Origin of the sequence: Pedobacter paludis (assembly GCF_003173575.1) — a bacterium.
In the GTDB taxonomy this organism is placed as follows: Bacteria; Bacteroidota; Bacteroidia; order Sphingobacteriales; family Sphingobacteriaceae; genus Pedobacter; species Pedobacter paludis.
Genome location: NZ_QGNY01000004.1, coordinates 13,180 through 31,940, shown reverse-complemented (window position 1 = coordinate 31,940; position 18,761 = coordinate 13,180). Strand labels below are relative to the sequence as shown.

Below are 18,761 nucleotides of genomic sequence, written 5' to 3'. Positions count from 1 at the left end.
CCTTCATTAATCCGTTTACAATTATTATTCAACACAAATTAATTTGAAAATACTCATTACAGGCGGAAATAATTCTAAAGCCCTTAAACTTTTAAAAGCATTTCCAAATCACTTTGTTTTACTAGCAGACTATGGAGAAATGCCTTCTGTAATCACCGAAAAATATGCCTTTGCAAGTTTAGGTAAGCTAAATGAGGATAGCATTGCGCACATTCTTTTAAATTTTTGCATAACCGAATCAATTGATTGTATAATTCCATTACACAATTTTGAAGTTCAGCCGATTTCGAAATCTTCTGTTTTGTTTGGAGAATACGGCATTCAGGTTTTACTCCCCGAGGCGGATAGAATTGAGAAATACATAAAGACCGAAAACGATTTGCAATCAGATTTCGCTGTTTTTATTGGTGGAGAATGCATTTTTTCTACAAATCAAAGCTTTCCAAAAGCAGAGTATAAAGAACTGAATGGCGTCTTTGGTTTTGATAATCAATGTTTTAAACTTTTTACGGTATAATATGGATGCATATCAATTCGCTAAAGATAAGCAGGCTGTAATATTCGAACTGGATAACGTGCTTTTTCCAGAAAAGGATTATTTATTGCAGGTATACTATCTTTTTGCACAATTTATAGAATATTCTGAGCAAAAGAACGCACAGGTAATTTTAGAATTTATGCGTTTGGAATATGAATTAAATGGCAGCGATAATTTATTTCAGAAAACAGCTGCCAAATTCGATCTTGCAGAAAGCTACCAGTACAATTTCGATCTGTTGCACCAAAATGCCCGATTGCCATTAAAACTTTTGCTTTACAAAAACATGTTGGAATTTATGCAGGAGTTGGTTGTAGATCGCAAGAAAATCTTTATTGTAACCACTGGAGATCCCGAACAGCAGCTTAATAAAATAAAGCAAACAGAGTGGAATGGGCTTGAAAAATATCTTACGGTTTTCTTTGCTGATGAACTACAGCAGCCTAAATCAGAAATTTTTATAAACATACTAAGTAACAACAATTTATCGTCAAATGAAGCGTTAGTTGTTGGTGCAAATAAATTTGATGAGGAGCAATCCAAATTAATTAATTTGCCGTATATTGTGTCACTAGAAATTTACAGATAATATAAAATATGCTTAGAAAAATTACTGCGCAAAATGCCTTTTTGTGCTTTATGTTAATTGTGTTGGGGATTACAACATCTTGTAAAAAAAATGACGCTGCTGCAGATGCAGACAGTTCCGTTTCTGAAAGTAATACTTTACAAACACCAACAACCAATCGGGATTATTTAACCAGAGATTCAATTTTTCTTTATGCAAAGCAAACCTACTTTTGGAATGTAGGTATGCCGAGCTATGATGCTTTTAATCCACGGAAATATTCAACAAGCGAGCAAGTTGTAACGGCTATTAGAGCTTTATCAAGCAATGGTGGAAAGGATAAATATTCTTTTATTGATGATGGATCTGTTGCTGGTCAATTAGGTGGCGTAGGTGGTGATTATGGATTTTCTGCAAACTTTGATGCCAATAACCTATTAAAAATTAAATATGTTTATGCAAATTCTCCTTCTGCTGCAGTGAATTTAAAAAGAGGGTTTACCATTACAAAGGTTAATGGCAGTGTGGTTTCAAGGGCATCTCAAGCTGATGTTGATTTTTTAAACGCTGCAATATTTGGAAGTAATCCATCTGTTACCTTAACAGTAGAAAAACCCGATAAAACAACTGCAGAGGTTACCGTGAATCGCGGTACTTATGCAATTAATCCAATTTTGTATACCAATACTTATACTGTTGGAGCTAAAAAACTGGGATACATAGTGTTCAACAGCTTCACAACAAACGCATCTGCATTATTGGATCAGGCATTTGCGAAATTTACAGCTGATGGTGTTACCGAGTTGATTGTAGATTTAAGATACAATGGTGGTGGCTCGGTCGGAACAGCAGAAGTTTTAACGAATTTAATTGCTCCATCTGCACAAACGGGTAAGATAATGTACACCACATATTATAATCAGACCATGCAAAATGCGCAGGCTACGATTTTGGAAAATCAAAAATTCTATGCACAGGGTACAGATGGGGTAACAAGATTATATTCGTTTTTCGATTACTCTTATAAACCAACAATGGCTGCGGGCAATCAAGAATCGTTTAAAAAACGTGGTTCGTTGAATGTATCTAGAGTGTATTTTATTGTAACCGGCTCTACCGCATCGGCAAGTGAGTTGTTAATCAATAATCTGAAACCCGTAATGGATGTTAAGCTTATCGGTCGTAAAACATATGGTAAGCCAGTTGGTTTTTTCTCTATCCGGATTAATAAATCAGATTTGTATATTCCTCAGTTTCAGACTAAAAATTCTGTAAACTTTGGCGATTATTTCGACGGGATGACTGTAGACAAGGATGTTGTAGATGATCTTAGCAAAGACTTTGGCGACCCTGCTGAACCTTTATTGGCCCAAGCGCTTTATTTTACCGCAAACGGTAGCTTTACATCTTATTTAAAAGATAATTCCTTAAGCAGTACTTCTGCTGCATCAAGAGCTTTAATTGATAATACAAACGAGAAATTAAATCATGAATTTAAGGGCATGATTGAAACCAGAAAAATGAATTTTAAATAAAAGAATTTGCTTAAAATTAAGGGCCAGCATAATTAATGCTGGCTTTTTTATTATCCTAAATATTACAAGAAAGGCAATTTAAAGGTTGTTTTTTTTATAAAAAATTGATAAGCTTGTTTAACATTAATCGTTAAAGAGATACTATGCCGATAGAAATTGTAGAAAAAGAACATATAAGCTACCTAAATATTATAAATGCCAAAGAAGATCATACCGATGAACTGAAAACAAAGCTTGCCGAAGCTCAGCGATTGGGAAACGAATTCAAGGCTAAAGCAACCATTACTTTTAATACCACCATTGGCCCAAAAAGAGTAGACACTACAGTTTGGGCGGTTACAGAAAAATATATCCAGCTAAAAAACAACATTCATATTCCGCTAAAAAGTTTAATCGACATTGATTTTTAGGCAACGATAAAAAGGAAATAAATCATCCCAAGCATTTATTCACCTTAGCTTAAATATTAATGAGTACGCTCCATAAAATTGCCTTAACATTTATAAAATCTATTGGTCCGGTTACAGCCAAAAATCTGCTTGCTTATTGTGGCAGTGCTGAAAACGTATTTTCGGCCAGCCGAAAGCAGTTGCTTCAGATTCCCGGAATTGGTGAAAAAACAGTTGAAGCTATTTTAGGGACCAACGCTTTAACCCGAGCAGAAGAAGAATTGAAATTTGTTGAAAAGCATGGAATAGATGTGCTTTTTTTCTCGGATGATAATTATCCGAAACGGCTAAAAAACTGCTTCGATTCTCCGATACTTCTATATTTTAAAGGTATTGCAAATTTAAACCATCCCAGAATTCTCAGCATCGTTGGAACTAGAAATGCAACAGAGTATGGTCGGAATCTCTGCAAGCAGTTAATTGAGGTACTGGCGCCTTACAATGTCTTGGTAGTAAGTGGATTGGCATATGGGATTGATGTGTCTGCGCATAAGGAATGTATTGCGAACGAAGTTGCGACAGTAGGTATTTTAGGGCATGGATTGGATCGATTATATCCTCAGCTGCACAAAACAGTATCCCAAAAAATGGTTTTAAATGGAGGTTTATTAACCGAGTTTCCAACACTTACCAATCCTGATCGTCAAAACTTCCCACAGCGGAATCGAATTATTGCAGGCATAGCAGATGCTACGATAGTTGTTGAAGCATCATTAAAAGGCGGGGCCTTGATTACCGCTGAAATTGCCAATTCTTACAATAAAGATGTTTATGCATTTCCAGGCAGAACAAATGATTTATTTTCTGAAGGATGTAATTTTCTTATTAAAACAAACCGGGCAGGGTTGATTAACAATGCTAACGATTTGATTTATTATTTAGGTTGGGATGATGAAATAAAAGAAAAGAAAAAACAGGCTCAAACAGCTTTACAGATTAACTTGACCAGTAATGAGCAGAAAGTTGTTGATGCGCTCAAAAATGGCCAATTGGCCATTGATGAACTTGCTATAGAATTAAATATTCAGCAAAGCAAACTGGCAATTATAATTCTCACCTTAGAAATGCAGGGCATTATAGTTTCGTTACCTGGTAAGGTTTATAAACTTGCATAAGTTTGTCCACAGATTTACAGATTAAACTTCTTATTACAAAAATTGATTAAAAATGCTATGTTAAATTAATCTGTTAATCTGCGGCAAAAATATAAACACATATCAATGATAATTTGCGAAAACTTAGATGCAAAGTTGCTTTTCCCCCAATAATCAATCTATAATGCCTATCATTATTATAGATTATGCAATAAAATTCTATTATATTTTCATTTTCGAAATTATGTTTCAAATAAAATATAGTTTGTAAAATACTAAATGCCTTTGCTTAATTTTGCTGCATGTGGTACAATAATATTTTAGAAACCATCGGCAATACGCCGCTGGTTAAATTAAATACAATAACAAAGGGAGTTCCAGGAACAATTCTGGCTAAAATAGAGACAACAAATCCTGGCAACTCAATTAAAGACCGTATGGCGGTTAAAATGATCGAAGATGCGGAGAAAAGTGGCAAGCTTAAACCAGGTGGTACTATTATAGAAGGAACTTCTGGAAATACAGGAATGGGACTTGCGATGGCCGCGATAATTAAAGGTTATAAATGTATTTTCACCACTACAGATAAACAATCAAAAGAAAAAGTAGATGCATTAAGGGCTTTCGGTGCTGAGGTAATTGTATGTCCTACTAATGTTGAACCTGAAGATCCGCGTTCTTATTATTCAGTTTCATCTCGATTGGAGCGTGAGGTTCCAAACTCTTGGAAACCGAATCAGTATGATAATTTAGCCAATTCTCAAGCACATTACGAACAAACTGGTCCTGAAATTTGGGAACAAACCGAAGGTAAGATTACACATTTGGTTGTAGGTGTGGGCACTGGAGGTACAATTTCTGGAACTGGAAAATATTTAAAGGAGAAAAATCCTAACATTAAAGTTTGGGGAATTGATACTTATGGTTCAGTTTTCAAAAAGTATAAAGAAACCGGGATTTTCGATAAGGATGAGATTTATCCATACATAACTGAAGGTATCGGGGAAGATTTTCTTCCTGCAAATGTAAATTTTGATGTAATCGATTTGTTCGAAAAAGTAACCGATAAGGATGCAGCTTTAATGACCCGCGATATCGCTCGTAAAGAAGGTATTTTTGTAGGTAACTCTGCGGGTGCCGCCATAGGTGGTTTAATCCAATTAAAAGATAAATTAAAGCCGGAAGATGTTGTTGTCGTTATCTTTCATGATCATGGAAGCCGTTATATGGGCAAAATGTATAATGAAGATTGGTTACGCGAACGTGGATTTTTACAAGATGAAAAATTAACCGCGAAATCAATTTTAGCTAAGAAAGAAAATACAGAGATTGTAACCCTTGATGCAACAAAATCTGTTTTAGAAGCAATTAATACCATAAAATCGATGAATATTTCTCAGATTCCGGTTACCCAACAAGGAATGATAGTCGGAAAAGTTGCGGAGAGCGATATTCTTACGGCCTTATTGGAAAACCCTGGTTTGAAATCTGCAGCAATTTCAGAAATCATGACCGCTACCTTTCCTTTTGTTGATTTAAATACATCAATTGATAAAATATCATCTTTGATTAATAAAGAAAACTCTGCCGTATTGGTAGAAGATGAATCAGGTAAGATCGAAATCATCACACAATATGATATTATTAACGCGATTTCGGGGTAATTAATTGTAATCGCCATTGCAAGGAAAGCAGTCTTAATGCTTTGGTTTCAAAATAGCGACTGTTGTAAGATTGCTTCGTGCCTCGCAATTACGTTATACTATAAAAACGCTCAAATAAAAAATTATTCGAGCGTTTTGATTTCCACGATTTTTTCATTTGGTCGAGATTTGTAATCTCGATCCTTAGTTTTTAGGACGGGATTGCAAATCACGACTAGCTAGGGCTAATTTTTAAAACGGTGGTCATTGCGAGGTACGAAGCAATCTTAATGCTGTGGGTTTCAAAATAACGAACGTTTTAAGATTGCTTCGTGCCTCGCAATGACGAATAACAATAAAAACGCCCAAGTAATTTCTTGCTTGGGCGTTTTGAATTAAGCTATTTTTAACTTTTAATGGCTTGGTGCATCAGCGTTTACACGCTTAATTTGAGCACCTAGTGCACGTAAGCGAGTATCAATATCCTGGTAACCACGCTCTATTTGTTCGATGTTATAAATGGTCGATTTTCCTTCGGCAGATAAAGCGGCAATTAACAAGGAAACACCCGCTCTAATATCGGGCGAAGTCATGCTGATACCACGAAGTTTATATTTTTTATCAATACCATTAACCGTAGCACGGTGCGGGTCGCAAAGAATAATTTGAGCACCCATATCGATCAGTTTATCCACAAAGAACAAACGGCTCTCAAACATTTTCTGGTGGATTAAAACGTTCCCTTTCGCTTGTGTGGCCACAACCAATACAATACTCAATAAATCGGGAGTAAAACCTGGCCATGGAGAATCGGCAATGGTTAAAATTGAACCGTCAATAAAAGTATCAATTTCGTAATGTTTCTGAGAAGGAACATAAATATCATCACCTCTACGTTCTAATTTTATACCTAATTTTTTGAAAACCTCAGGTATTACACCAAGCTCATCATAAGAAACATTTTTAATGGTGATTTCAGATTCTGTCATTGCAGCCATACCAATGAATGATCCAATTTCGATCATATCAGGCAACATTCTGTGTTCTGTTCCACCTAAAACTTTAACACCTTCGATGGTGAGCAGGTTTGATCCAATTCCAGAGATTTTTGCACCCATTCGGTTCAGCATTTTACAAAGTTGCTGTAAATAAGGTTCGCAGGCAGCATTGTAAATTGTGGTTGTTCCCTTTGCCAAAACCGCTGCCATAACAATGTTAGCCGTTCCGGTAACCGAAGCTTCGTCTAATAGAATATAAGCGCCTTTTAAATCTGTTGCATCAACATTAAAAAAAGCTTTTTTGCTATCATAAACGAATTTTGCACCGAGTTTTTCGAAACCTATAAAATGCGTATCCAGTCTTCTTCTCCCAATTTTATCGCCTCCGGGTTTAGGTATTGCGGCTTTACCAAAACGGGCCAATAATGGACCAACAATCATAATCGATCCACGTAAACCACCGCCCTTTGCTTTAAAAGTATCCGATTCGAAAAAATTTAAATCGATATTTTTAGCTTCAAAGGTATAAGTGTCTTTGTTAATACGTTCAACAGCAACTCCCAAATCGCCTAACAGTTCAATTAATTTATTTACATCCTTAATATCGGGAATATTGCTGATCGTAATTTTCTGCTCTGTAAGCAAAACTGCTGATAAAATCTGTAATGCTTCATTTTTGGCACCCTGTGGAGTAATTTCGCCTTTTAATTTAATTCCGCCCGTTATTTCAAATGCGTTCATATATCTTTTAGTATTTAGTATTAAGTATCAAGTATAGAGATGGGCAGAAACTTAAACTTTCGTTCCACTTTATGCCTTTTACCTTTCCTTTAATATTTAGGTTTATTGTTGTTGTTTGGTCTGCGATTATTATTGTTATTGTTCTGACGGTTTTTACCGTTGTTGTTGTTATTATTTGTTCTTCCCCGATTGTTGTTGTTGTTCTGACGAGGGTTTGGCGCTCTAAATTCTACTTTGGCCAAGTTAACACCCTCATCAAGAGAGAGTAATCCGCCAGAAAGATATTTTAAATCTTTAATTATGGTATCATCGCTTACATTATCCTTATTCCAAGTAACGTATGCCATCTTCATAAAGTTTGCAATTCCCTGAACCATTGCCTTTTTATGCTCTGGATTTTCCTCACGCATTGCTTTTTCGATTAACACCTCAACAGTTTTACCGTAATGTTTATACGTAATTCTTTGTTGTGGATAAGAAAGAGGCTCAGGTTTTATATAAGCATTTTCAATCAGCGGTTTTGGATAAGGACTGTCTACATCAATCTGATAACCAGAAATAATGTGTAGGTGATCCCAAAGTTTGTGCTTAAAATCAGCAACATCACGCAAATGTGGTTGCAAAAACCCCATTAGGTCTATAACCGCCTGGGCATATTTATTACGTTCTTCAATGGTTGGCAATTCGCAAATATACTTCACCATATTTTGTACGTTACGGCCATATTCAGATAAAATTAAATGGCTACGCGTAGTATTATAATCAAAATTCATGTACAGATAAATTAATGGATAAATTTTCTGGCGATACGAATTATGAAATAACCAGAGGAGTTTAGGTTATGAATTCACCGAAATGTCTATTGCCAGATTTCGTTTTTATAAATTCAAAGATAGTAAAATAAAATATAAATTCTATTTGGAAATGTTCGCTCAGTAATTCTTTTGATTTTTCAGCCCTGCTTTTCATTTCAAGCCCAATAAAAAACTGGGGCTTTTCATTGCAATCAGGTTTAATTAACCAAGGCGGTGCTTTTTGCTTAAATCCATGCCCTTTAATTCCCTCAATCAGCGGGGAATACTGGGAGCAAACTCAGTATCGTATCGAAAATTCTCCGCTTCTTAGCTATGCCTTAAACTTCCTGTTTGTTTTTTGGGAAATCGAAGAAAACCAGGTCACCAGTTCCTCTGCTTATCATCTGCCAAGATTCAAAGGGAAAAGAAATCAGTGTCATACCAGCCGTCGGAATGTTATAAATGTCGCCATCACACAGTTCGTTTGCAAAATCGGTTAAGCCACCATTATGTCCAAATAAAATAACGGTCTCTGCCTGGTCGCTTAAACCATTAACAACTTTTAAAAGTGCATTTGTATTTGCTTCGTAAATACTGGGCTCTAGCTGGATTTCGTCAATCTGATAGGCTTCTGCAAAATATTTAGCTGTAGTTAAAGCTCTTTTTGCAGGGCTGCTTACCATTAAATCGAATTTAAAACCTCGCTTTAACAGGCGTTGTGCCATTTCTGGAGCATTTTCCTTTCCTCTTTTATTTAGCGGTCTATCAAAATCTTTTAAATCTATATTTCCCCAGTCTGACTTAGCATGACGTACCAAAAGCAAGTTTTTAGCCATTTAATTTTTCTTTTATTTTGTTTACAATCGTTTCGGGCTTGATTAAGTCCATACAACTTTCAACACCACAGATACAGGGTTTGTTTCCATAAATAGAATTTGGCCGAACGGGATCATCAATTTGGATACAGTCACTTTCTAACTGCCCATACCCCAAAAAACCAGCATAAGGGTGTGTAGGTCCCCAAATCGAAACGACTGGAATTCCTTCTAACGATGCCATATGCATGCCGGATGAATCCATGCTTAACATCAAATCGAGATTTGAAATAATGGCCAATTCTTCAGATAATTTAAAGTTCCCAATTAAATTATGTGTATTGGGATGAGCTTTAGCCCATTTTTCTGCAGTATCCTGTTCAGTTTTTCCCCCACCAAATATGAAAAGCTCATAACCTAAAAGACTTAATGAAGAAATTACTTGTTCCATTTTATCTAAAGGATAGACCTTATAAAGGTGTTGAGCGAAAGGGGAGATGCCTATTTTTTGTGTTGCATCTTTCTTAAAGAACGCTTCTGCTTTTTGCGGAAGATTTTTTGGTGATTTTTTTAGTTTATGGCTAAGCCTGATGGTAAATCCTAATTCCCTAAAAACATCAGCGTAACGTTCTACAGTTGGACGGAGTGGTTTAAATATTTTATTTGTTGTTCGTGTTAAAGCTTTTTTTTCAGCCCTGCCTTTGTCAATTCGTTTAATTTTTATTCCAGCTAAACGGAAGAATAAAGAAAGGGTTCTACTTCTTAAGTTATCGTGCAGATCTGCAATGGCATAGGGCTTGTATTTTTTTAATGCTGTATAAAGTTTAAATAGCCCAGAAATGCCTTTATGAATTGTTTTTGGCTGAATTGGGTGAAAAATCAAATTATCTATGCCATCAAAAAAGGGTTTAAAGGCCTCGCGACTAACCATGATAATTTCTACAGATGGATTTTGAACACAAAATTCCTGTAAAACAGAAGCTACCATCGCAACATCGCCCATGGCTGAAAAACGTAAAACAATAATTTTTTCTGTTAATGCCATAGGCTTGTTCATCACAAAGACACAAAAAGCACCAAGATTTTCCTTTGTGTTCTTCGTGCCTTTGTGGTTGATTAATTTCTACGCTTTTTTATACAAAACCGGATTTAAGCTCGGGTCGTTATACATTTTCATCTGCTTATACACTTTCATGTATTTTTTACCAGCCTCAATATCGCTCAATAACTCATCAATACTCTGAGATAAATCATCCCTTTGGGATAAAAGAATATCTAGTTTGGTTTGACATTGTGCACGATGCTCTACAGATGCGCTTTCACGCTCTGCTTCCTCCTTCATGTGGTAAATTTTCAATGCCAAAATTGAAAGTCTATCTATTGCCCATGCAGGGCTTTCGGTATTTATTTTAGCATCTGGTAAAGCAACGACACCTTGATAAAGATTTAAAAAATATCCATCAATAAATTCTACCATATCTGTACGAACTTGATTTTGTGCATCAATTCTTCGTTTCCAGCTTAAACCTTCAACCGGATCAATTTGCGGATTGCGTACTACATCTTCCATGTGCCATTGAGCAGTATCAATCCAGTTTTTAACATAAAATAAATGCTCTAAACTCTCGGCATCGTAAGGGTTTTCTACAGGTTGGTCAATGTCATCAAACTTATGGTAATCTACAATGGCTTGATTAAATATGCGGTTGGCAATTTCACTTATCATGGCACAAAGTTATGGTTTTTTGCCACAGATTTTCACAGGTGGACACATATTGTCTAAATCTGTGTTTATCCTTTTTATCCGTGGTAGTTTTGCTTTTTACTATCAAAATATTCAGTAATTTCTTCTAACGAAAAAGCATTTAAACATTTATCGGCACTTAAACCACCTTTACGGGCGACCAAAATACCATAGTGCATATCATTAAAACCTTCGGTTCTATGCGCATCTGGATTTACAGAAAGCAATACACCTTTTTCTAAAGCATAACGGTGCCAGCGCCAATCTAAATCCAATCTTAAAGGGTTTGCATTAATTTCTATTACCACTTTGTTTGCTGCGCAAGCATCTATAATTTTTTTATAATCTATTGGATAGCCTGCACGGCTTAATAATAATCTTCCTGTTGGATGGCCTAGAATAGTTGTATACGGATTTTCAATCGCCTTTAATAAACGGGCAGTTGCCTTAGCTTCATCCATGCGTAAATTGCTGTGAACAGAAGCCACAACGAAATCGAAGGTTTTTAAGATTTCATCAGAATAATCCAAAGATCCATCGCTTAAAATATCGCTCTCTATACCTTTAAAAATTTTAAATGGAGCAAGCTTTTCATTTAAAGCATCAATTTCTTGATGTTGACCAAAAACACGCTGTTCGTTTAAGCCTTTAGCATATACCGCTGTTTTAGAGTGATCGCAAATGCCAAGATATTGCAGATTTAATTGCTCTTTACAATAAAGTGCCATTTGTTCTAAAGTATGTACGCCATCTGACCATGTTGAGTGATTGTGTAAACTGCCTTTTAAATCCTCATATTTAATTAATGTTGGAAGTTTATCGGCTTTTGCCAACTCAATTTCATCAAAATCCTCACGCAGTTCTGGTTCTATAAAAGCAAGTCCAGCTTTTTTATAAATTTCATTTTCATTTATAAAAGGACCCTGTCCTGCCAATTTTAAAACTTTTTCAACGTGTTCAGAATTTCCAGTGATCTTAAACCATTCAAGATAAAAAGCTGATTTTTCTACAACATAAATTTTTATTCTAAAACCGGCTTCAGTTGTTGCAATAAATGAATCTTCTGCTTGAATTAAAGATAAAGGGCCAAATGAAATGATGTTATTGATAACTGCATCTAAATTTTCTGCACCGATAACGATCTCCAGCTCATCAATAATCTCACAGCAACGGCGGTATTGACCTCCAAAGCCAAGCAAAGCATCATGATCTACTTTAACCAGCCATGCAGAAAGTTGAGATGATAATGTCTCCGCAAATCCTTCAACTTGGGCATATAAAAATCTGCCGTTCGCTGCCAGCTTAAATTCAATTGCATTTTTGATCTCCTCTTGAGTTTTTAAACCAAAGCCCTTGGCTTCAATTAAGCGATTCTCATTACAGGCATAATAAAGTTCTCCAATGCTTTCGATGCCAAGTGTATTCCAGATGATGGAGATTTTTTTTGGACCAATGCCTTTAATGGCAAGCATTTCTACAACACCTTCTGGCGTTTGCCGAATAATATCGTTGAGTTCCTTAAGTTCTCCAGTTTGAAGTAATTCGATAATTTTCGATGCCAGACCTTTACCAATTCCTTCAATTTTATCAATATCCTCTACGGGTTTATCCTTTAATGCAAAAGGCAATTTATCAACCTTAAAATAGGCATTGGCAATAGATTTAATTTTGAAAGGATTTTCATTGTGCAGTTCCATTAACTGCGACAATAGGCGTAAAGTACGGGCGATGGTTTTATTTTCCATAAGTTGTAAAATTAGAAAATAATGCCTTAAAACTTCATTTAGTAATTAGATTCTGCACACAATTTTCCTAAACCATTGTTCTTTAAATATGAAATCAGTAAAAATTATACTTTTAGGATTAAGCGTAGGTTTATGTGCCTGTCAGTCGTCAAAAACAAACGATACCAATAAAGGCGATTCTATTGCAAGCATTGAATCGGGACCGGGAAAAATCATTGATGAAAGATATTTAATTGTCCCTGGAAGATCGGTAGGGGATATTTCTCTAGGTGAAAATATAGAAAACGTTGGTAAAAAATTGGGTAAGCCAGATGCCGGCGATGCTGCAATGGGCAAAGCCTGGGGAATTTGGTATAGTAAAGATTCTGCCCAAAATGGTCGAAACGAGATTGCTATTTATTCTTCCTATAAGGATACTACCCTAACCACCAAGGATGTTAAACAAATTAGAATAACATCGAAGCAGTTTAAAACCCAAGATGGTTTTGGAACCGAAAGGAGCATGGAAGACACCCGAACTAAATTTCCCGGAATTATTCAGATTGCAACTTATATCAATGAAGTAAAAGATAGTGTTCTGGTTTATGATTCCAAGACCGAGGGGATAGGTTTTGAGTTTGTTAAAGGGAAAAGCATTTCACTAACCGTACATCCAATAAATGTGCCTGTTAATGGTACTTATTTAACGCTTCATCCAGAATGGAAATTAGTTAAATAATGGAAAATGGATAATGTAAGATGGAATAAAATCAGATAAGTTCCCTGTTCATCTACACCAGCAATTCTGATGATGTTGTTTTTGGTTTGTGGCAATGCTTTTTGTACATCAGCAACACTATTTCCCATCTTACATTTATCTTTTCCGTTAACCCTTATTTTATTACCGCTTCAAAAGGCATTCTCGCTTGGATTCCGGAGCTTGCTACAACTTTTTTCATCTGTTGGTAAAGCATGTAGTTATCGCCCAGTTCCTGCTTGGTATAATACGTTTTAATCCGATCGGTACTTTCTTCCAAGAACGATTTTAAAGGGTCGATGACATCAGGATATTCTACTACTTTATAATCTTTAAGTTTAGCCTTTTTTGCTGCCGCTTTTATGGCATCGTTAAAGCTTCCGATTCTATCGGCTAAACCAATTTGAACGGCATCAGTTCCAATCCAAACGTGGCCACCGCCGATGCTATCAATGTACGCTTTGCTTTTCTTTCTTCCATCAGCCACGCGGCTAACAAAACCACTGTAAATTCTATTTAATTCATTTTGAATGATAAATCTTTCGCCCGGTGTCATTGGTCTGTTGGTGGCCATAATATCAGCGTATTTTCCTGTTTTTACGCCATCAAAAGTAATCCCAAGTTTATTTGTCATTAGGTTTTGGAAGTTTGGGATAATTCCAAAAACCCCAATAGAACCTGTAATCGTATTTGGCTGAACAAAAATACTATCGGCAGCGCATCCGATATAATATCCGCCAGATGCGGCAACATCTCCGAAAGATGCAATTACCGGTTTCACTTTTTTGGTTAAAACCACTTCTCTCCAAATTACATCAGATGCCAATGCGCTTCCGCCCGGAGAATTTACACGCAAAACAATTGCTTTAATGTCATCATCCAATCGTGCCTTACGGATTGCTCTTGAAATTCTTTCAGAACCTATTGATATATCAGAGCCCTCACCACCGTTAATTTCACCGTTTGCATAAATAATGGCAACTCTATCTTTTCCAGAACCTGTTGAAGTATTGTTTTTGATGTAATCGTTTATAGACACCGAGATGATGTTTTCTTTTTTTGATCTGCCAGACAAATCTTTTATTTCTTCTAAAATCTGATCCTTATATTTTAATCCATCAATCATTTTAAAATTAAGGGCATCCTGAGGTTCTCTTATTTTATAATTATCTGCTACAGAAAACAAACTATCTTTTTGAAGTTTTCTTGTTTCGGCAATATCAGTTAAAAACGTGTTGTACAAACCACCAACGTAAGCTGTAACTTGCTTGCGGTTATAATCGCTCATTTTATCAAGAATGAAGGGTTCTACGGCGCTTTTATAATTTCCAACGCGGATAACCTGCATTTCTACTCCAATTTTTTCTAGCGTTCCTTTAAAAAAGGTAAGTTCAGAACTGAAACCTTTAAATTCTAATGATCCCTCTGGATTTAAATAGACCTTATTTGATGCAGAAGCCAGATAATATGCACCTTGAGTGTAAACTTCGCTATAGGCGATAATCTGTTTCCCAGATTTCTTAAAATCGATTAATGCATTTCTAACTTCACGCATGGTTGCAAAACCTGCATTCGGACTGCTTACATTTAAATAAATACATTTAATGTTATCGTCTGTTTTGGCTCTTGCAATTGCTTTAAGCAAATCGTTTAAACCAATTCCATCCTTTTCTTCTCCACCTAAAATTGGCAAATTGCCAAATGGATTTTTAGGAGTACGTTCGGTAATGGCCTGATCTAGATTTAAAAACAAAACAGAATTATTGCCAACAACAATGGTTTTATCGCTATCCATTGATGAGATGGCTATGGTTATAAACGCTACAAAAATGATAATTACAATAACAATAGAAAGGAAAAAGCCTAGCATTGAGGCAAATAGATATTTAAAAAAATCTCTCATTTAAATGTTTTAATTTTGAGTTGTAAAGATATAAAAATACACGAGGCTAATATGGCATTAGAGTTTACAACTGCTTATTTGTTACTGGGAAGTAATTTAGGAAACAGGTCAGAAATTCTGGAAAAAGCAATCGAACTAGTGCGTGAAAATATAGGCAAGGTTTCAAAAAAGTCTTCTCTATATGAGACCGATGCCTGGGGGAAAACAGATCAGCCAGTATTTTTAAATCAGGCAATTGCTGTTAAAACTACCTTAACCGCTCTCGAAGTTTTGGACAAGGCTTTAGCAATTGAACAAAAACTGGGCAGGGTACGCAAAGAAAAGTGGGGTGAAAGACTAATTGATATCGATTTGATTTTATTTGGTGAAGAAGTAATTAATATTGAAGACAGGTTGCAGGTTCCCCATCCGCAGATGCAGTTCCGAAAATTTGTGATGGAGCCATTAAACGAAATCGCCTCAGAAAGCATCCATCCAATTTTAAATCTCACTATTTCGGAAATCACTAAAAATATTACAGATAATTTAGAGGTAAAGAAATTGTAATTAACTAGATTTGCTTTATGCAAGATAACAATGATAATCATCCCTTAGATTTATCATATCTTACAGAAATGGTAGGCCATAATCCTGAGTTTATGGTCGAAGTTTTTGATACGTTTATTGAACAGACACCTTTTTATATAGCTGAGCTAGAAGATGCTTTATCCGTTGAAAACTGGGATAAGGTGGCGAACTGTGCGCACAAAATAAAACCGACATTTAGTTATGTTGGGAGAGGTGATGTAAAAGACTTTGTTCAAACTATTGAAGATCACGCCCGGAAGCAAATTGATGTAGAACAGATTCCGGCTAATGTAGAACGGCTTAAAGTTTTGCTGGTTGTAATTTACCAACAGCTTGAAAATGCAAAAAAGAATATCCTCTCTGATTTGGAATAAGGAGTTTTATTGAATTTCTTTGCCTACACTTTTAAAGTGTAAAACAGAAAGTGCTATATACAATATCAAAACAAATGGGATTGCAGCGAATTGTAAAAAACCAATAAGCAAGGCTGATAGAATCAGGAAAATAAATTTAATCTTATTTTTCGCCCAACTTAAATTACTAAACTTTAAGGAAAATATTTTAATCTCGCTAATTAACAAATAGCTGGTTATGGCTACTGTGGAAATTAATAGAATGGTTGATCCAATAACTTCGGGATAATCTTTTGCAATAAAAGGCAAGGAACAGATGAATAAGGTATTCATGGGGGTGTTTAAACCAATAAAATCTTCAGTTTGCCGAGCATCGTTATTGAATTTAGCTAGGCGCAATGCAGAAAAAACCGTAATAATGAAACCCAGATAAGGTAAGTACGCTGAAGGATAATCGCTCCCTTTTAAAAGCTGAAACATGATTACTCCCGGTAAAAAACCAAAGCTTACCATGTCAGCCAATGAATCCAAATCTTTTCCGATAGCCGATTTTACATTTAAGGCTCTAGCCGCCATTCCATCGAAAAAATCGAAAATTCCTGACAGAATTACAAAATACGCGGCTGTTTGTAAATCACCTTTAAATGCAAAAACGATTCCTATACAGCCGGAAAAAAGGTTCGCGCAGGTAATCGCATTGGGAATATGCCTTTTCATATGATGTAAGATGGGAGATGGAAGATGGGATACGGAAAAGAATACCTGATCCATTTACCATCTTCCATTTTACTTATTTTTAGCTGTTCATCGAAATTAAGAATTCTTCGTTGCTTTTTGTACCCTTTATTTGAGCTTGTACAAATTCCATCGCTTCTTGACTGTTCATATCTGCAAGGTGATTACGTAAAATCCAAACGCGTTGTAGGGCATCTCTATCCAATAATAAATCATCACGACGAGTACTCGATGCTGTAATATCGATAGCAGGGAAGATACGTTTGTTGGATAATTTACGATCCAACTGAAGTTCCATATTACCAGTACCTTTAAATTCTTCGAAGATCACTTCATCCATTTTCGAACCTGTATCAGTTAATGCAGTCGCTAAAATGGTTAATGATCCGCCATTTTCGATGTTACGAGCCGCACCGAAGAAACGTTTAGGTTTGTGTAATGCATTTGCATCAACACCGCCTGATAATATTTTACCTGATGCAGGCGCAGTTGTGTTATAAGCTCTTGCCAAACGCGTAATCGAATCTAACAGAATTACTACATCATGGCCACTTTCTACCAAACGTTTTGATTTTTCTAAAACTATATTGGCAATTTTTACATGTCGCTCAGCCGGCTCATCAAAAGTAGATGCAATAACCTCAGCTCTTACACTACGGGCCATATCAGTAACCTCTTCCGGACGTTCATCAATTAAAAGAATAATTAAATAAACTTCTGGATGGTTTTTAGCGATTGCATTGGCTACTTCTTTAAGTAAATTGGTTTTACCTGTTTTTGGTTGCGCCACAATTAAACCACGCTGACCTTTACCAATCGGTGTAAATAAATCCATAATACGGGTAGAATAATTGTTGTTATCCGTAAATAAATTTAATTTTTCAGTTGGGAAAAGTGGTGTTAAATAATCAAAAGGAACACGGTCGCGAACTTCTGCCGGAACTCTGCCGTTAATGGTTTCTACACGAACCAAAGGAAAATATTTTTCCCCTTCTTTTGGAGGGCGGATGCTGCCTTTTACCGTATCACCAGTTTTTAAGCCAAAAAGTTTAATTTGCGATTGAGATACGTAAATATCATCAGGAGAGGTTAAATAGTTGTAATCTGCCGAACGTAAGAAACCATAACCATCTGGCATAATTTCTAAAACGCCCTCGTTTGTAATCACATTATCGAAATCCAAGTTGGAATAACTGTTTTCGTTTTTATGATGATTTCCACCACCTGGTTGTTTCTGCTGGCGGTTGTCCTCACGTTGAGGTTTTTCTTTTTGTTCTTGTCTTTGCTTTGGCGCAACGGCTACAGGTTCTGCACTTTCTTCTATTAAAGCCGAAATTGGTTTGCTGCTTCCTTCTTCCGATTCAATAATTCTATCGGGCTGTCTTTCGGGCTGTTGTTGGTGTTGAGGCTCATCAAATAAGGTAACCGAATCTCTTCTTCTTTCAACTGGAGCAACAGGTTCATCTTTACTTAAGCGGGCTCTTTTCTTAACCGGCTTATCTATGGTAACCGCTTCTGTTGTAACTTTCGGTGCTTTTTCTGCTTTTGGTGCCTTTGCTTTTTGAACTGGAGCAACTTTTGCGGTTTCTGCTTCAGGTTCGCTATATGGATCTGCGCCAGATTTGGCTGCACTTATAATTTCTTGCTGATGTAAAAGCACTTCAACAAGATCAATTTTTCTAAGGGAATCGGCAGCTTCAATGCCATAGGTTTTTGCAAGCTCACGTAATTCTGATGTGAGCTTATCATTTAATTCTGTTTTACTGAACATTCTAAATATATATGTTTCAAGAAATTTTCATT

19 protein-coding genes are annotated in these 18,761 nt (G+C 36.0%); 9 read left to right on the top strand and 10 right to left on the bottom strand.

Annotation, left to right across the window (positions count from 1 at the left end; translation table 11 throughout):
- Positions 1 to 43: 43 nt before the first annotated feature.
- From DF947_RS11300 to DF947_RS11275, 6 genes are all read left to right on the top strand, one after another.
- The gene (locus tag DF947_RS11300) at positions 44 to 517 is read left to right on the top strand and encodes an ATP-grasp domain-containing protein (protein ID WP_109929847.1); all 474 of its coding nucleotides are present in this window, start codon (positions 44 to 46) and stop codon (positions 515 to 517) included.
- 1 nt (position 518) lies between these two features.
- Complete coding sequence (locus DF947_RS11295; protein ID WP_109929845.1) at positions 519 to 1,127, top strand: HAD family hydrolase; 609 nt, start codon at positions 519 to 521, stop codon at positions 1,125 to 1,127.
- Between the two features lie 8 nt (positions 1,128 to 1,135).
- Positions 1,136 to 2,641, top strand: a complete 1,506-nt coding sequence (locus DF947_RS11290) for a S41 family peptidase (protein ID WP_109929843.1) — start codon at positions 1,136 to 1,138, stop codon at positions 2,639 to 2,641.
- A 143-nt stretch (positions 2,642 to 2,784) separates the two neighbouring features.
- Positions 2,785 to 3,051, top strand: coding sequence for a hypothetical protein (locus DF947_RS11285; protein ID WP_109929841.1), 267 nt, complete (start codon positions 2,785 to 2,787; stop codon positions 3,049 to 3,051).
- 59 nt (positions 3,052 to 3,110) lie between these two features.
- Positions 3,111 to 4,205 (top strand): DNA-processing protein DprA, encoded by a 1,095-nt coding sequence (gene dprA / locus DF947_RS11280; protein WP_109929839.1) that lies wholly within the window; start codon positions 3,111 to 3,113, stop codon positions 4,203 to 4,205.
- Between the two features lie 281 nt (positions 4,206 to 4,486).
- The gene (locus DF947_RS11275; protein WP_109929837.1) at positions 4,487 to 5,848 is read left to right on the top strand and encodes a pyridoxal-phosphate dependent enzyme; all 1,362 of its coding nucleotides are present in this window, start codon (positions 4,487 to 4,489) and stop codon (positions 5,846 to 5,848) included.
- Positions 5,849 to 6,240: 392 nt separating this feature from the next.
- On the opposite strand, the gene murA is transcribed toward DF947_RS11275, so the two are convergent.
- The 6 genes from murA to DF947_RS11245 all read right to left on the bottom strand — a co-directional run bounded on the left by murA (position 6,241) and on the right by DF947_RS11245 (position 12,664).
- Positions 6,241 to 7,566: a UDP-N-acetylglucosamine 1-carboxyvinyltransferase gene (murA, locus tag DF947_RS11270; protein WP_109929835.1), complete on the bottom strand. Its 1,326-nt coding sequence runs from the start codon at positions 7,564 to 7,566 to the stop codon at positions 6,241 to 6,243.
- A gap of 89 nt (positions 7,567 to 7,655) precedes the next feature.
- On the bottom strand, positions 7,656 to 8,339 hold the full coding sequence (locus tag DF947_RS11265) for a DUF4290 domain-containing protein (protein ID WP_109929833.1): 684 nt from the start codon (positions 8,337 to 8,339) through the stop codon (positions 7,656 to 7,658).
- A gap of 359 nt (positions 8,340 to 8,698) precedes the next feature.
- On the bottom strand, positions 8,699 to 9,196 hold the full coding sequence (locus tag DF947_RS11260; RefSeq protein WP_109929831.1) for a SixA phosphatase family protein: 498 nt from the start codon (positions 9,194 to 9,196) through the stop codon (positions 8,699 to 8,701).
- Entirely contained in the window at positions 9,189 to 10,220 is a 1,032-nt protein-coding gene (locus tag DF947_RS11255; RefSeq protein WP_109929829.1) for a glycosyltransferase family 9 protein, read from the bottom strand. The genes DF947_RS11260 and DF947_RS11255 overlap by 8 nt, the downstream gene beginning before the upstream one ends.
- A 78-nt stretch (positions 10,221 to 10,298) precedes the next feature.
- On the bottom strand, positions 10,299 to 10,901 hold the full coding sequence (locus tag DF947_RS11250) for a DUF4254 domain-containing protein (protein WP_109929827.1): 603 nt from the start codon (positions 10,899 to 10,901) through the stop codon (positions 10,299 to 10,301).
- Positions 10,902 to 10,975: 74 nt separating this feature from the next.
- Positions 10,976 to 12,664, bottom strand: coding sequence for a DNA polymerase/3'-5' exonuclease PolX (locus DF947_RS11245; protein ID WP_109929825.1), 1,689 nt, complete (start codon positions 12,662 to 12,664; stop codon positions 10,976 to 10,978).
- 88 nt (positions 12,665 to 12,752) lie between these two features.
- Here DF947_RS11245 and DF947_RS11240 point away from each other — a divergent pair, with 88 nt between their 5' ends.
- Entirely contained in the window at positions 12,753 to 13,382 is a 630-nt protein-coding gene (locus DF947_RS11240; protein ID WP_109929823.1) for a hypothetical protein, read from the top strand.
- Here the strand turns inward: DF947_RS11240 and DF947_RS22230 are convergent.
- Both DF947_RS22230 and sppA read right to left on the bottom strand, forming a co-directional pair.
- Positions 13,355 to 13,510, bottom strand: a complete 156-nt coding sequence (locus DF947_RS22230) for a hypothetical protein (protein WP_158526263.1) — start codon at positions 13,508 to 13,510, stop codon at positions 13,355 to 13,357. The two genes, DF947_RS11240 and DF947_RS22230, sit on opposite strands and share 28 nt — an antisense overlap.
- A gap of 26 nt (positions 13,511 to 13,536) precedes the next feature.
- Positions 13,537 to 15,303: a signal peptide peptidase SppA gene (gene sppA, locus DF947_RS11235; protein WP_109929822.1), complete on the bottom strand. Its 1,767-nt coding sequence runs from the start codon at positions 15,301 to 15,303 to the stop codon at positions 13,537 to 13,539.
- Between the two features lie 51 nt (positions 15,304 to 15,354).
- On the opposite strand from sppA, the gene folK reads away from it, so the two are divergent.
- Both folK and DF947_RS11225 read left to right on the top strand, forming a co-directional pair.
- Entirely contained in the window at positions 15,355 to 15,849 is a 495-nt protein-coding gene (folK, locus tag DF947_RS11230; RefSeq protein WP_109929820.1) for a 2-amino-4-hydroxy-6-hydroxymethyldihydropteridine diphosphokinase, read from the top strand.
- A gap of 17 nt (positions 15,850 to 15,866) precedes the next feature.
- A complete protein-coding gene (locus DF947_RS11225; RefSeq protein WP_109929818.1) occupies positions 15,867 to 16,244 on the top strand; it encodes an Hpt domain-containing protein in 378 nt (125 codons plus the stop codon).
- A gap of 6 nt (positions 16,245 to 16,250) precedes the next feature.
- On the opposite strand, the gene pssA is transcribed toward DF947_RS11225, so the two are convergent.
- A complete protein-coding gene (gene pssA, locus DF947_RS11220) occupies positions 16,251 to 16,940 on the bottom strand; it encodes a CDP-diacylglycerol--serine O-phosphatidyltransferase (RefSeq protein WP_109929816.1) in 690 nt (229 codons plus the stop codon).
- A 79-nt stretch (positions 16,941 to 17,019) separates the two neighbouring features.
- Entirely contained in the window at positions 17,020 to 18,729 is a 1,710-nt protein-coding gene (rho, locus tag DF947_RS11215) for a transcription termination factor Rho (RefSeq protein ID WP_109929814.1), read from the bottom strand.
- Positions 18,730 to 18,761: the final 32 nt, after the last annotated feature.

Bases quoted from the DNA above. Each gene is read 5' to 3' on its own strand.
- DF947_RS11295 (WP_109929845.1), top strand. From the start codon at position 519: ATGGATGCATATCAATTCGCTAAAGATAAGCAGGCTGTAATATTCGAA.
- DF947_RS11290 (WP_109929843.1), top strand. From the start codon at position 1,136: ATGCTTAGAAAAATTACTGCGCAAAATGCCTTTTTGTGCTTTATGTTA.
- DF947_RS11285 (WP_109929841.1), top strand. From the start codon at position 2,785: ATGCCGATAGAAATTGTAGAAAAAGAACATATAAGCTACCTAAATATT.
- dprA (WP_109929839.1), top strand. From the start codon at position 3,111: ATGAGTACGCTCCATAAAATTGCCTTAACATTTATAAAATCTATTGGT.
- DF947_RS11275 (WP_109929837.1), top strand. From the start codon at position 4,487: ATGTGGTACAATAATATTTTAGAAACCATCGGCAATACGCCGCTGGTT.
- murA (WP_109929835.1), bottom strand. From the start codon at position 7,566: ATGAACGCATTTGAAATAACGGGCGGAATTAAATTAAAAGGCGAAATT.
- DF947_RS11265 (WP_109929833.1), bottom strand. From the start codon at position 8,339: ATGAATTTTGATTATAATACTACGCGTAGCCATTTAATTTTATCTGAA.
- DF947_RS11260 (WP_109929831.1), bottom strand. From the start codon at position 9,196: ATGGCTAAAAACTTGCTTTTGGTACGTCATGCTAAGTCAGACTGGGGA.
- DF947_RS11255 (WP_109929829.1), bottom strand. From the start codon at position 10,220: ATGGCATTAACAGAAAAAATTATTGTTTTACGTTTTTCAGCCATGGGC.
- DF947_RS11250 (WP_109929827.1), bottom strand. From the start codon at position 10,901: ATGATAAGTGAAATTGCCAACCGCATATTTAATCAAGCCATTGTAGAT.
- DF947_RS11245 (WP_109929825.1), bottom strand. From the start codon at position 12,664: ATGGAAAATAAAACCATCGCCCGTACTTTACGCCTATTGTCGCAGTTA.
- DF947_RS11240 (WP_109929823.1), top strand. From the start codon at position 12,753: ATGAAATCAGTAAAAATTATACTTTTAGGATTAAGCGTAGGTTTATGT.
- DF947_RS22230 (WP_158526263.1), bottom strand. From the start codon at position 13,510: ATGGGAAATAGTGTTGCTGATGTACAAAAAGCATTGCCACAAACCAAA.
- sppA (WP_109929822.1), bottom strand. From the start codon at position 15,303: ATGAGAGATTTTTTTAAATATCTATTTGCCTCAATGCTAGGCTTTTTC.
- folK (WP_109929820.1), top strand. From the start codon at position 15,355: ATGGCATTAGAGTTTACAACTGCTTATTTGTTACTGGGAAGTAATTTA.
- DF947_RS11225 (WP_109929818.1), top strand. From the start codon at position 15,867: ATGCAAGATAACAATGATAATCATCCCTTAGATTTATCATATCTTACA.
- pssA (WP_109929816.1), bottom strand. From the start codon at position 16,940: ATGAAAAGGCATATTCCCAATGCGATTACCTGCGCGAACCTTTTTTCC.
- rho (WP_109929814.1), bottom strand. From the start codon at position 18,729: ATGTTCAGTAAAACAGAATTAAATGATAAGCTCACATCAGAATTACGT.